The organism is Exiguobacterium sp. s152 (genome assembly GCF_018618335.1).
GTDB classification, from domain to species: domain Bacteria; phylum Bacillota; class Bacilli; order Exiguobacteriales; family Exiguobacteriaceae; genus Exiguobacterium; species Exiguobacterium chiriqhucha.
This window is the reverse complement of record NZ_JACSLX010000002.1, coordinates 27,871-41,799: the sequence shown is the minus strand read 5'-3', so window position 1 is coordinate 41,799 and position 13,929 is coordinate 27,871. Positions and strand designations below refer to the sequence as shown.

Sequence of the window (13,929 nt, the reverse complement as noted above, 5' to 3'; positions counted from 1 at the left end):
ATGAAAACACGAATCATTACCGGTCTCTGGGCCGGCGCCATCTTTGTCACGTTGATTGCCCTAGGCGGTAGCCCGTTCGTCATCTTGATGGGCGTGGTCGCCTTAATCGGATTGAGCGAGTTCACGTTGATGCGCAACCATAAATTGATGGCGTTCCCGTTTCTCGTGACGTCACTTCTCGTGGCATTCCCATTCATCTTGTTGTTGCTCGAACGCCGACTCGTCCTCGAGGAACTGCCGATGTCGACGACGCAATGGATGGTGCTCGGATTGATGCTCCTCTTGTTTTGGACGGTTGTCACGAAAAACCGTTTTACGTATGAGGATGCGAGTTTTTATTTCGTCTCGGCCGTCTATCTCGTCGTCGGGTTCTCGAGTTTCGCACTCGTCCGTTTGTCAGAAGACGGGCTCGTCAAAGTGTTGCTCGTCTTGTTCATGATTTGGGCGACCGATTCCGGTGCCTATTTCACAGGGAAAGCGATCGGAAAGACGAAACTGTGGCCGTCCATCAGCCCGAATAAGACGATTGAAGGTGCCATCGGCGGCATCATATCGGCGATCGTCCTCGGTATCATCTACGTGCTCATCGAGCCGGTGTTGCCGATTCTCGAGGTGTTGGTGCTCGCGGTCGTCGTATCAGTCGTCGGTCAACTCGGGGATTTGGTACAATCAGCATACAAGCGTCAATATAATGTGAAAGATTCCGGTCATCTGTTACCGGGACACGGTGGGATTTTAGACCGGTTTGATAGTATGATCGCGGTATTCACCGTCATTTGGGTATTTAATTTGTTATAAAAGAGGAGTGTCAAGATGAAGCGAATCAGCTTAATCGGGGCGACTGGATCGATTGGCGTACAAACATGCGACGTCATCGAACAGCACCCCGACTTGTTTGAACTTGAGGCATATGCGTTCGGATCGAACGTAGACGTGGCGGAAGAATGGATCAATCGCCTGCGGCCGAAATACGTATCCGCTAAAAATATCGAGGTACTCGAACAGCTCAAGCCACGCCTTACATATGAACCACTCTTTTTCATCGGACTGGAAGGGTTGATTGCATGTGCGACCGCTGAAAGGACCGATGTCGTCGTGACGGCAGTCGTCGGCGCCGTCGGGCTTGAACCGACCCTTGCCGCCATCGAAGCGGGGAAAGACATCGCGCTCGCGAACAAAGAGACGCTCGTCACGGCAGGACACCTTGTCACCGAGGCAGTCAAAAAACACGGTGTTAGCCTGCTCCCGGTCGACAGCGAACATTCGGCCATCTATCAATGCTTGAACGGCGAACGCCGCGAGGACGTCTCGAAAATCATCTTGACGGCTTCAGGCGGAAGTTTCCGTGACAAGTCGCGGGAAGAGCTTGAAGGGGTGACCGTCGCGGAGGCGCTGGCGCACCCGAACTGGTCGATGGGGGCCAAAATCACAATCGATTCGGCTACGATGTTCAATAAAGGACTCGAAGTCATCGAAGCGCACTGGTTGTTCGATATCGATTATAATGATATTGAAGTGGTGCTCCATCGCGAGTCGATCATCCACTCGATGGTCGAATTCAAAGATGCCGCTGTCATGGCGCAACTTGGGAACCCCGATATGCGAGGTCCGATTCTCTATGCGTTATCGGCTCCGAAACGTCTTGAAATCGAAGGGAACAAGCGGTTAAACTTGAGAGAAATCGGAACGCTGCACTTCGCGGAAGCAGATTTGACACGTTATCCGGCGTTACGCCTCGCTTATGAGGCCGGGCGCGCCGGCGGTTCGATGCCGACCGTGCTCAATGCGGCTAACGAGGCGGCCGTCGAGCTGTTCTTGAACGGGGAGATCGCATTCCTCGATATCGAACGCATCGTCGAGCAAGCGATGGAGACACATACGGTAATTGCAGAACCGACGCTCGAGGAGATTCTTCAAATCGACCGAGCGGTTCGAGAACAAATTCAGCAAGGAAAGTGAAGGTGGGGAATAGACAATGACGACTTTTATCGCCATCGTTTTGATGTTTGGGGTACTCATTTCGGTTCATGAATGGGGACACCTCGTCATGGCGAAACGGGCAGGGATTCTCTGTCATGAATTTGCAATCGGGTTTGGACCGAAAATCCTCTCATTCCGAAAAAATGAGACGCTGTATACGATTCGACTATTGCCAATCGGCGGTTATGTCAAAATGGCCGGGGAAGATTTTGAGCCGATCGAAGTGAAGGCTGGGCAACACGTCGGATTGCGTCTAACGAGTGCTGGGACGGTCGATCGCGTCTATTTCCAACCGGACCAGGCCCAAGACGTTCATATCGTCGGGACGGTCGACAAGTTTGACTCGGTCCGCGAATTGAAAGTACAACTGCTCGTCGATGATGAGGTCCGTGTCTATTCGCTCGAGCGGGACACACTTCTCGTCGACCAAGGCATGGAGATTCAAATCGCGCCTTACGACCGCACGTTCGGAGCCCAGTCTGTCTGGAAACGGGTGCTTGCAATTGCAGCCGGTCCGGCGATGAACTTCGTCCTTGCCTTCCTCCTCCTCGTCATCGTCGGTCTCGTCCAAGGGACACCGACGGACGATGGTCAAATCGGTACGGTCCAACCGGACTCGGCCGCTGATCAAGCTGGACTCGTCGCAGGCGACGAGATCGTCTCAATCGAAGGTCAACCGATTGACAACTGGCTCGATTTGCGGACGGTATTGGCGGATCGTGCCGACACGCCGACCGAAGTGACGTATATTCGTGACGACGTCGAGCAAACGGTGACGATTACGCCGCAAGCGGTCGAACAAAATGGGGAGACGGTCGGGATTTTAGGCGTGACGAACGCGCTCGAACGTTCACCGGCCAAAGCTTTTACAACCGGGGCCGAGACGACGTGGACGATGTCGACGCTGATCTTCTCCGCGGTCGGTGACTTGGTGACGGGCCAGGTCGGCGTCGATCAGTTGGCCGGTCCGGTCGGGATCGTCCGCATGACCGACGAAGTGGCAGCGAGCGGATTCATCATGCTCCTCAACTGGACGGCACTTCTATCCGTCAACTTGGCCATTTTCAACTTGTTGCCGCTCCCGGCGCTCGATGGGGGACGACTCATCTTCCTCTTGTTCGAAGCGGTGCGCGGACGACCGATTGATCCGAAAAAGGAAGGATTTGTCCACTTTATCGGTTTCGCTTTGCTCATGCTGCTCATGTTGATTGTCACCTGGAATGATATCCAGTCATTCTTTAAATAATAAGATCTAATCGAGTTACAGAAGGGAAACGTTGATACCTATGAAACAATCGAGACTGTTCATGCCTACATTACGAGAAGTACCGGCCGATGCGGAAGCCATCAGCCATCAGCTTCTCGTCCGTGGGGGCTTCATGCGCCAAAACGCCGCTGGGATTTATTCATATCTCCCGCTCGGCCATCGCGTATTGCACAATATCCAAACGATTATCCGCGAAGAGATGAACCGGGCCGGAGCGCAAGAGTTGCTCATGCCTGCGATTCAACCGGCTGAACTATGGGAAGAAACGGGACGCTGGGGCATTTATGGTCCAGAATTGATGCGATTGACGGACCGTCATGACCGTCGTTTCGCACTCGGTGCGACCCATGAGGAACTCATTACGTCAATCGTGCGCGATGAACTCAATTCGTATAAAAAGCTACCGGTCAACTTGTACCAGATTCAAACGAAGTATCGCGACGAACGTCGTCCGCGTTTCGGATTGCTCCGGGGCCGTGAGTTCTTGATGAAAGACTCGTACTCGTTCCATGCGACGCAAGACGACTTGGACGAAGAGTATACGAATATGTATAACGCCTATTCACGCATCTTTGACCGCATCGGCTTGAAATATCGTCCGGTCGTAGCTGATTCAGGCGCCATCGGCGGGAAAGATACACATGAGTTCCAAGCGCTCGCCGAAATCGGTGAAGATACGATCGTATATACAGATTCATCAACTTATGCGGCGAACATCGAGATGGCTGAAACGCTCGACCGCTATGACATGCAAGCGGCCGACGTGCTCGCACTCGACAAGGTCGACACGAAGGACAATAAGACGATTGAAGATGTGGCGCGTTTCTTGAACGTCGATCCGAAGACGACGATCAAATCGGTTCTCTTCAACGTCGATGGCGAGACGGTCATGGCCATCGTTCGAGGTGATCACGAGGCGAACGACGTCAAAGTGAAGAACGCTCTCGGTGGACTCGACATCCAAATGGAAGAAGAAGCGACGATTATCGACTTGTTCGGCTGTGAGCCGGGCACGCTCGGACCGATTCATTCACCGGTCAAAGTCGTGGCTGATTACGCCGTCAAATATTTGGTCGACGCGGTATGTGGCGCCAACGAGGCGAACACCCATTATACGCACGTCAACGCCGAACGCGACTTGTCGCATTTGACGTATCACGACCTCCGTTTCGTCGTCGAAGGCGACATGGCACCTGACGAGTCGGGTCCGGTCCGGTTCGCCCGCGGGATTGAAGTCGGACAAGTGTTTAAGCTCGGCACGCGCTATTCAGAAGCGATGGGCGCGACGTTCTTGAACGAAGAAGGTCGGGCCGAACCGCTCATCATGGGCTGTTACGGCATCGGCGTCTCGCGGACATTGTCGGCCGTCATCGAGCAACATCATGACGATCGCGGAATCGTCTGGCCGAAGAGCGTCGCTCCGTTCGATGTGCATTTGATTGCCATCAACACGAAAGACGAGGCGCAAGTCGAACTCGCGAACCGTTTATACGATGAGCTGTCATCGACGTACGATGTGTTGTATGATGACCGTAAAGAACGGGCTGGCGTCAAGTTTGCCGATGCTGATTTGATCGGTCTTCCGATTCGTATCAACGTCGGGAAAAAAGCGAGCGAAGGAATCGTCGAAGTGAAAGTACGTGCCACTGGCGAAGTCCTCGAGACGACAGTCGATGAGTTGCCACGTGTCATCACGACGCAACTGAACGAAGCCAAATGATCGATGAAGGTGACGGTTTCTTGCCGTCACCTTCATTTTTCGACATTGAATGATAAAAGGGGGGACTTCTTACCCGTGGAAGCTAATCAAAAAATGCAATTGCTCTTGGGTGACCTCGGCATCACGACCGAAACGGATCAGTTCGACGGAGCAGAGTTATCACGACTCGTCGTCAACAAGCAACGTCGGACGTGGACGTTTTATTTCCAATTACAACACGTGTTGCCGTATGAGGTGTACCAACTGTTCATGAGCCGACTCGAGAGTCGTTATGCGACGTTCGCGGACGAGGTATATGCGCGGTTCACGACGACGTCAGGTGGGGGCGAACAGGACTATATCGACTATTGGCCCCGGATCGTCAGTGAGCTGAGTCAAGTGTCAGGCGCGATGCGCAGTTATTTCGCATCGGTCTCACCGCGCTTCGAGCAGAACAAATTGCTCATCCCGGTGCGCTCGGCCCCTGAGGCGAACTATGTCGATAAAGAGCTATGCCAAGAAGTCCAAGCGCTCTACAGCGCCTACGGCTTTATGAAAAAACCATGCCAAGCGCTGTTCTCAGAAAATGAAGAAGCGAACCAAGCGTTGCGCGAACAAGTCGTCCAAGAAGATTTGGAACAGGCGAAGCTCGCACTAGCGGCGCAGTTCGCCAAGTCGACCGAGACGAACGATGAGCCGGTCACTGAAGTGCGGATGGGTGCCTTGATTAAAGACGAGATTGTCCCAATCAAGACGATTATCGAAGAAGAACGACGCGTCGCCATCCGTGGCCTCGTCTTCTCGGCCGAACGGAAAGAACTGAAGAGCGGGAAGAAACTGTTCACGTTCAAGATGACGGACTATACCGATTCACTCATCGTCAAAGTGTTCGCGCGCGATGATGACGATGACCGTATGCTAAGTGCCGTCAAAAAAGGCATGTGGATTCAAGCGGCCGGTCGGGTCGAGGATGACAGTTTCATGCGCGAACTGTGCATGATGGCGTCACAACTGCAAGAAGTGAAAGTCGAACCGGTCCGGGACGAATGGGCCGGTGAGAAACGTGTCGAATTGCACGCGCACACGCAGATGAGCCAGATGGACGCGGTCACGAACGTGTCGGCACTGGTCGCACGAGCAGCGAAATGGGGCCACCGTGCCATCGCCATCACGGACCATGCCGGTGTCCAGTCGTTCCCAGAAGCCTATTACGCCGGGAAAAAGAATGACATTAAAGTACTGTTCGGGGTCGAGGCGAACGTCGTCAATGACGGCGTACCGGTCGCTTATCATCCGACCGACGTCCCGCTCGACGATGCGACGTATGTCGTCTTCGACGTCGAGACGACGGGACTTTCGGCCGTCTACAATAAAATCATCGAGCTCGCGGGCGTCAAAATCAAGGACGGAGAGATTATCGACCGCTTCGAGGCGTTCGCCGATCCGAAGCATCCGCTCTCGGCCACGACGATCGAACTGACGGGTATCACCGATGACATGGTCCATGGCCAACCCGATCCGGAAGTCATCGCCAAGCAGTTCGTCGATTGGTGCGGGGACGGCATTCTCGTCGCCCATAACGCATCGTTTGACATGGGCTTCCTTGAGGCGACACTCCGGAGCGGTGGGCACGAGCCGGATGACTATCCGGTCATCGACACGCTCGAGCTCGCCCGGACGATTTTACCGACACTCAAGAACCACCGTCTCAACACGCTCGCGAAGCGATTCGATATCGAGTTGACGCAACATCACCGCGCCATCTATGATGCCGAGGCGACGGCGTATTTGCTCATGAAGCTACTCGAGCTCGCCAAACAGATGTTTGAGATGGAAACGCATCGCTCGCTGAACGCGAAAGTCGGGAGCGACGTCTCGAAGATTCGTCCGTTCCATGCGACAATTTATGCGAAAACGAAAAAACCGGGACTCCGGAACTTATACGAACTGATTTCTTTGTCGCACATTGACTACTTGTTCCGGATGGCACGCATGCCGCGCTCGGAGATTATCAAGCGCCGTGAGGGCCTCTTGATCGGTTCGGCGTGCGACAACGGCGAGATTTTCGATGCCGCCCTGAACAAGTCTGACGAAGAACTTGAGAAGATGATGGCGTTTTACGATTTCATCGAGATTCACCCGCCGGCGCTCTATATGCACCTCATCGATAAAGAGATCGTCGCCAACGAACTCGAGTTGCGTGAAATCATCAAACGGATCATTCGTGTCGCTGATCAGGCCGGACTGCCTGTCTGTGCGACCGGCAACGTCCACTATCTCGACCGGACGGACCGCTCGTATCGGGAGATTTTGATTCGAACGCAAGGTGGCGCTAACTTCATCAACACGCGGAAAGAACTGCCGCACGCCCATTTCCGGACGACGAAAGAGATGATGGAGGACTTCAAATTCCTCGGGGACGAGCTCGCCCGTGAAATCGTCATCACGAACCCGAACGCAATCGCCGATCAAATCGAGTCGATTCAAATCATCCCGGACGACTTGTATACGCCGAAGATTGAAGGGGCCGACGATGAAGTCCGGAATATGAGTTATGATATGGCCCGTTCGATTTATGGAGAACAACTGCCGGAAATCGTCGAGGCTCGGCTCGAGAAAGAGTTGAAGTCGATTATCGGTCACGGGTTTGCGGTCATTTATTTAATCTCGCATAAACTCGTGAAGAAATCGCTCGATGACGGCTATCTCGTTGGGTCACGTGGTTCAGTTGGATCGAGTTTCGTTGCGACGATGACCGAAATCACCGAGGTCAATCCGCTGCCACCGCATTACGTCTGTCCGAAGTGTCAACATTCCCACTTCTTCGACGACGGATCGGTCGGGTCCGGGTATGACCTTCCCGACAAGCAATGTCCGGAGTGTGGGACTTGGTATACGAAGGACGGGCACGATATCCCGTTCGAGACGTTCCTTGGTTTCAAAGGGGACAAAGTGCCGGATATCGATTTGAACTTCTCGGGTGAATATCAACCGCACGCCCACGCCTACACGAAAGTGTTGTTCGGTGAAGAGTATGTGTATCGTGCCGGTACAATCGGGACGATTGCCGATAAGACGGCGTACGGGTACGTGAAAGGCTATGCGACCGAGAACGATAAGATTTATCGGAATGCCGAGGTCGACCGGCTCGTCTCGGGTGTCACCGGCGTCAAACGGACGTCCGGGCAACACCCGGGGGGGATTATCGTCGTCCCGGACTATATGGACATCGCCGAAATCTCGCCAATCCAATATCCGGCCGATGATAAGTCGTCCGAATGGAAGACGACCCACTTCGACTTCCACTCGATTCATGACAACTTGCTCAAACTCGATATTCTCGGTCACGATGATCCGACCGCCATCCGGATGCTCCAAGATTTGTCCGGTATCGATCCGAAGACGATTCCGACGGACGACCCGACGGTCATGAAAATCTTTTCGTCGCCGGAAGTACTCGGTGTCACGCCGGAACAAATCGAATCGAAGACGGGTACGCTAGGGATTCCAGAGTTCGGAACGAAGTTCGTCCGGCAGATGCTCGAAGAGACGAAACCGTCGACGTTCTCCGAACTCGTTCAAATTTCGGGACTGTCTCACGGGACAGATGTCTGGATTGGGAACGCGAACGAACTCATCTATAACGGGACGTGTGAATTGAAAGACGTCATCGGTTGTCGTGATGACATCATGGTCTACTTGATTTATGCGGGCCTCGAACCGTCATTCGCTTTCAAAATCATGGAGTCGGTACGGAAAGGGAAAGGCTTGTCGGAAGACATGGAGACGGAGATGCGGGCCAATGATGTCCCGGAATGGTACATCTCGTCTTGTAAGAAAATCAAGTATATGTTCCCGAAAGCGCACGCCACAGCGTACGTGCTCATGGCCGTCCGGATTGCCTACTTCAAAGTGCATCATCCGATTCTATATTACGCGACGTACTTCACGGTCCGGGCCGGCGACTTCGATTTGTCGGCGATGATTAAAGGGTCACAGGCCGTGCGTAAAGCGATGTCGGATATCCGTGAAAAAGGATTTGAAGCCACGGCGAAAGACAAAGGTCTCCACACCGTGCTCGAGCTCGCACTCGAGATGTTAGAGCGCGGCATGAAGTTCCAGAACATCGATTTGTACCGTTCGAGCGCGACCGAGTTCTTGATTGAAGGAAACACGCTCATCCCGCCGTTCAATGCGGTCGATGGTCTCGGTACGAATGCGGCGAAAGCGATTGTCGATGCACGTGCCGAAGGACAGTTTTTATCGAAAGAAGACTTGCGCAAACGGGCCAAGTTGTCGAAGACGATCGTCGAGACGCTCGATACGATGAAATGTCTCGAAGGCCTCCCGGATGAGAACCAACTCTCGTTCTTTGATTTTGGGGTGTAAGTTGCGAAAAACCGGGAAAATATGATATATTGGTATCGAACAATGTTGGATACTACGACGGAAAGGAGTAGGGAACCCTACTCCTTTCTTGTATGTAAAAGCCAGAAGGAGGGATGAGAGTGTCCAAAATAACAGAAGTCGTCGAAGCGATCGCGTTGCCGATCGTGGAGCGTGAGAACATGGAATTGGTCGATGTCGAATTCGTGAAAGAAGGGCCAGACTGGTTCTTGCGCGTCTATATCGACAAGCCGGGGGGCGTCGATTTAGATGATTGCGTCAACATCAACGAACAACTCTCGGAAAAACTAAACGATAGCGATCCGATCGAACAAGCCTATTATCTTGACGTCTCGAGTCCCGGTGCCGAACGACCGCTGAAGAAGCCGACCGACTTTGAACGCGCGATTGGAAAAAACGTCTATATCAAGACGTTTGCCCCGATTGAAGGTGCCAAAGAGTTCGAAGGGATTTTGACGGAATATGACGGCGAGACCGCCATCGTCGAGACACGCATCAAGACAAGAAAAAAAGCGATATCGCTACCGGTAGACAAAATTGCACAAGCCCGCCTAGCGGTCACATTTAGTTAAGGAGAGGTAAAGATGGGGCCACAATTACTCACAACAATCGAACAGATTGCTAACGAAAAAGGAATCGAGAAGGAGATTATCATCGATGCACTTGAGCAGGCGCTCATTTCGGCATACCGCCGAAACGTCGCCAACCCGAATGAAAACGTAAAAGTTGAATTCGACCAAGTGACCGGTGATATTCGCGTCTTCGCACTTCTCGAAGTCGTTGAACGTCTCTCGCATCCCGAGCAACAATTGTCGCTCGAAGAAGCGCATGAGATTGACCCGAACTATGAGTTAGGGGATTTCCATAAAGAAGAAGTCACACCGAGCGACTTCGGTCGCGTCGCGGCGATGACCGCCAAACAAGTCGTCACGCAAAAGATGCGGGAAGCCGAGCGCGAGCGCATCTATAATCATTTCGTCGATAAAGAAGACGAGATCATGACGGGGATTGTGGAACGGTTCGACCCACGCAACTTGTATATCGGTCTTGAAAACAATATCGAAGCGGTGCTCACACCGAACGAGCAGATGCCGAATGAATCGTACCAGATTCATGACCGCATCAAGGTGTATGTCACAAAAGTCGATTCGACGACGAAAGGGTCTGGAGCAGCCATTCAAGTCTCGCGGACGCATCCAGGTCTGTTGCGTCGCCTGTTCGAGCTCGAAGTGCCAGAAATCGCGAGCGGAACGGTCGACGTCATGTCGGTCTCACGCGAAGCGGGTGATCGCTCGAAGATTGCTGTTCATTCAGACATCGTCGATCCAGTCGGTGCTTGTGTCGGTCCGAAAGGGCAACGGGTCCAAACAATCGTCGATGAGCTCAACGGTGAGAAAATCGATATCGTTCGTTGGTCGAACGACCCAAAAGAGTTCGTGAAAAACGCACTCAGCCCGGCTCAAGTCGTTGACGTGTACGTCAATGAACCGAATAAATCGACGACGGTCGTCGTGCCAGACTATCAATTGTCACTCGCCATCGGGAAACGTGGTCAAAACGCCCGTCTTGCCGCTAAGTTGACGGGATGGAAAATTGATATCAAGAGCGAGACCGATGCAGAAGGCATGGACTTGTATGATACGTACGCCGAAAAAGTTGAACCGGAGCCAGAAATTGTTCACAATGAAGTGGAACAGACTGACTCGGTTGACGTCGCCCTCGAGCCGACAACGGTGAAAGAAGAGGAATGACCATGAAGCAAAAGAAACTTCCTTTGCGCAAATGTGTGGTCACGCAAGAAATGTTACCGAAACAAGCGTTGATTCGTGTCGTTCGGACGCCGGAAGGTGACGTCGTCATCGATATGTCCGGTAAATTGAACGGACGTGGTGCGTATTTGTCGAAAGATGCGGATGTGATTCGTTTAGCAGAGAAAAAACGGACACTCGATCATCATTTAAAAGTCAAGACGAGTGACGCGCTTTATGAGCAGCTGCTTCAAGCTGTCACAGGAGCCGAATCATGAGTCAGTGGGAATCATTGTTAGGCCTTGCCGCACGTGCGAGGAAAGTAACGATGGGAGAAGAGTTTGTGTTGAAGGATGTGCGAGCTGGCCGAGCCAAGCTTGTCATCCTTGCCGGAGATGCAGGAGCGTCTACGAGAAAACGGGTTACCGACAAATGTACATCGTATGGTGTTCCATTGATTGAAGTGAGCGACCGATATACGATCGGGGCTGCTTTAGGTAAAGACATGCGAGTCGTCGTGTCTGTGACAGAATCCGGATTTGCGAACAAGCTTAAGCAACTTCTCTCTTAACTATTAACGGAGGTGGATGCTTTGGGAAAACGCGTCTATGAATTTGCAAAAGAACAGAATGTAACAAGTAAACAAGTCATTACTCAGCTCGAGAAAATGAACAAGCCAGTGAAAAACCACATGGCTGTCTTAGATGAGGAGTCGGTCAAGCAACTCGACCGTGTCTTCAATCCTGAGAAATACCGTTCGGCTGACAAGCAAGAAAAGCCAGCTGCATCGAAACCAGCTGAAACGAAGTCTGCCGAGTCAAAACCGGCTGACGCGAAGCCTGCTGCCAAGCAAGAAGCACCGAAAGCACGCCCACAAGCGTCTAGCGGTCAAAGCAACCAAGCTGGCAACCGTGGTGGCAACCGTTTCGGCAACAACCGCAACGACAACCGCAACAAAAAGCGCGGTGGTAAATTCAAAGGCAAGCCTGCGAAAGCAGCTGTGCCGTTAGAAGCGGATCCAAATTCGAAAACGAGTCAGCGTAAAGCAGCTCGTTTAGCGCAAGAGTCTGAAATGGGCAACGTCATCAAGTACGATGATGTCCTCAGCGTATCGGACCTCGCTGCGAAGATGGATAAAAAGCCAAACGAAATCATCATGAAGTTGATGGGTCTTGGTGTCATGGCGACAATCAACCAAACACTTGATGACGAGACGATTGAGTTGCTTGCAACTGAATTCGGTTATGAAGTTGAGAAAGAAGTACTCATCGATGAGACGGACTTTGAAGAAGTAGAAATCGACTTCTCTGAGTATGAGCTTGTTGAGCGTCCAGCTGTCGTCACAATCATGGGTCACGTCGACCACGGTAAGACAACACTTCTTGACTCGATCCGCAACACGAAAGTCGTTGCTGGTGAAGCCGGAGGAATCACGCAGCACATCGGTGCTTATCAAGTTGAAGTCAACGATAAAAAGATCACGTTCCTCGACACACCAGGTCACGCCGCCTTTACGACGATGCGTGCTCGTGGAGCCGAAGTGACGGATATCGCGATTATCGTTGTCGCAGCGGATGACGGCGTCATGCCACAGACAGAAGAAGCCATCTCACATGCGAAAGCGGCTAACGTGCCGATTATCGTCGCTGTGAACAAAATGGATAAAGAAGGCGCAAACCCTGACCGCGTCAAACAAGAATTGACAGAGTTCGGTCTTGTACCGGAAGAGTGGGGCGGCGAAACGATTTTCGTACCGATTTCAGCTTTGAAAGACGAAGGAATCGATGAGTTGCTCGAGATGATCTTGCTCGTTTCTGAAGTCGAAGAGTACAAGTCGACGCCTAAAATGCCAGCTCGCGGTTCGGTCATCGAAGCGAAGCTCGACAAAGGTCGCGGTCCTGTCGCCACGCTTCTCGTTCAACACGGGACACTCCGAATTGGTGACTCAATCGTCGTCGGTAGCACGTTTGGACGCGTCCGGGCCATGGTCAACGATATCGGTCGTCGTGTGAAAGAAGTTGGTCCATCGACACCAATCGAAATTACAGGATTGAACGATGTCCCACAAGCGGGTGACCAGTTCATCGTGTTTGAAGATGAGAAGAAAGCACGTGCAATCGGAGAAAAACGTTACCAACGTTACCTCGAATCACAGCGTCGCGAATCGGCTAAAGTTAGTCTTGATGACTTGTTCAGTCGCATTCAAGAAGGCGAAGTCAAAGATTTGAACGTCATTATCAAAGCAGACGTTCAAGGTTCGGCTGAAGCACTCGCTGGTTCACTCCGTAAAATCGACGTCGCAGGCGTTAAAATCAACATCGTCCACCAAGGTGTCGGTGCCATCACAGAAGGTGACGTCATTCTCGCTTCGGCGGCAAATGCGATCATCATCGGATTCAACGTTCGCCCAGATGGTAACGCCCGGTCGATGGCCGAGCAAGAGCATGTTGAAATGCGTCTGCACCGCATCATCTATAACGCAATCGATGAAATCGAGAGCGCGATGAAAGGGATGCTCGACCCTGAGTTCGTTGAAGAAATCACAGGACAAGTTGAAGTCCGTGACGTCTTTAAAGTCTCGAAAGTCGGTACGATTGCCGGCTGTTACGTCACAGAAGGTAAAATCTCACGCGACGCCGGCGTCCGCATCATCCGTAACGGGATTGTTGTGTACGAAGGAAAACTCGATACGCTTCGCCGCTTCAAAGACGACGTTAAAGAAGTCGCGGCAGGATACGAGTGTGGGATTAAAGTAGAGAAGTTCGACGATATTAAAGTGGAGGACGTCATCGAGGCGTTCATCATGAAAGAAGTCGAACGTAAATAAA

The 13,929-nt window shown here is 52.3% G+C and carries 10 protein-coding genes; all 10 read left to right on the top strand.

Features of this window, described 5'->3' with window-relative positions:
- Positions 1-798 carry a phosphatidate cytidylyltransferase gene (locus KNP72_RS04200; protein ID WP_214832298.1) on the top strand — a complete coding sequence of 266 codons (798 nt, stop codon included), beginning with the start codon at positions 1-3 and terminating at the stop codon, positions 796-798.
- 15 nt (positions 799-813) lie between these two features.
- Positions 814-1,959, top strand: coding sequence for a 1-deoxy-D-xylulose-5-phosphate reductoisomerase (dxr, locus tag KNP72_RS04195; protein ID WP_214719418.1), 1,146 nt, complete (start codon positions 814-816; stop codon positions 1,957-1,959).
- Positions 1,960-1,975: 16 nt separating this feature from the next.
- Positions 1,976-3,226: an RIP metalloprotease RseP gene (gene rseP, locus KNP72_RS04190; protein ID WP_214719417.1), complete on the top strand. Its 1,251-nt coding sequence runs from the start codon at positions 1,976-1,978 to the stop codon at positions 3,224-3,226.
- Positions 3,227-3,266: 40 nt separating this feature from the next.
- Positions 3,267-4,967 carry a proline--tRNA ligase gene (locus KNP72_RS04185; protein WP_021067154.1) on the top strand — a complete coding sequence of 567 codons (1,701 nt, stop codon included), beginning with the start codon at positions 3,267-3,269 and terminating at the stop codon, positions 4,965-4,967.
- Positions 4,968-5,060: 93 nt separating this feature from the next.
- Positions 5,061-9,335, top strand: a complete 4,275-nt coding sequence (locus tag KNP72_RS04180; RefSeq protein ID WP_251128875.1) for a PolC-type DNA polymerase III — start codon at positions 5,061-5,063, stop codon at positions 9,333-9,335.
- A 119-nt stretch (positions 9,336-9,454) separates the two neighbouring features.
- A complete protein-coding gene (gene rimP / locus KNP72_RS04175; protein WP_021067156.1) occupies positions 9,455-9,925 on the top strand; it encodes a ribosome maturation factor RimP in 471 nt (156 codons plus the stop codon).
- A 12-nt stretch (positions 9,926-9,937) separates the two neighbouring features.
- The gene (nusA, locus tag KNP72_RS04170; RefSeq protein WP_114165576.1) at positions 9,938-11,104 is read left to right on the top strand and encodes a transcription termination factor NusA; all 1,167 of its coding nucleotides are present in this window, start codon (positions 9,938-9,940) and stop codon (positions 11,102-11,104) included.
- A gap of 2 nt (positions 11,105-11,106) precedes the next feature.
- Positions 11,107-11,379, top strand: a complete 273-nt coding sequence (gene rnpM / locus KNP72_RS04165) for an RNase P modulator RnpM (RefSeq protein WP_214832296.1) — start codon at positions 11,107-11,109, stop codon at positions 11,377-11,379.
- Positions 11,376-11,672 carry a YlxQ family RNA-binding protein gene (locus tag KNP72_RS04160; RefSeq protein WP_021067159.1) on the top strand — a complete coding sequence of 99 codons (297 nt, stop codon included), beginning with the start codon at positions 11,376-11,378 and terminating at the stop codon, positions 11,670-11,672. Before rnpM ends, KNP72_RS04160 begins: the two co-directional genes overlap by 4 nt.
- A gap of 21 nt (positions 11,673-11,693) precedes the next feature.
- Entirely contained in the window at positions 11,694-13,928 is a 2,235-nt protein-coding gene (infB, locus tag KNP72_RS04155) for a translation initiation factor IF-2 (protein ID WP_214832295.1), read from the top strand.
- Position 13,929: the final 1 nt, after the last annotated feature.

Excerpts from the sequence above, each read along its gene's own strand:
- KNP72_RS04200 (WP_214832298.1), top strand. The coding sequence starts at position 1 with ATGAAAACACGAATCATTACCGGTCTCTGGGCCGGCGCCATCTTTGTC.
- dxr (WP_214719418.1), top strand. The coding sequence starts at position 814 with ATGAAGCGAATCAGCTTAATCGGGGCGACTGGATCGATTGGCGTACAA.
- KNP72_RS04180 (WP_251128875.1), top strand. The coding sequence starts at position 5,061 with ATGCAATTGCTCTTGGGTGACCTCGGCATCACGACCGAAACGGATCAG.
- KNP72_RS04160 (WP_021067159.1), top strand. The coding sequence starts at position 11,376 with ATGAGTCAGTGGGAATCATTGTTAGGCCTTGCCGCACGTGCGAGGAAA.
- rnpM (WP_214832296.1), top strand. The coding sequence starts at position 11,107 with ATGAAGCAAAAGAAACTTCCTTTGCGCAAATGTGTGGTCACGCAAGAA.
- rseP (WP_214719417.1), top strand. The coding sequence starts at position 1,976 with ATGACGACTTTTATCGCCATCGTTTTGATGTTTGGGGTACTCATTTCG.
- nusA (WP_114165576.1), top strand. The coding sequence starts at position 9,938 with ATGGGGCCACAATTACTCACAACAATCGAACAGATTGCTAACGAAAAA.
- KNP72_RS04185 (WP_021067154.1), top strand. The coding sequence starts at position 3,267 with ATGAAACAATCGAGACTGTTCATGCCTACATTACGAGAAGTACCGGCC.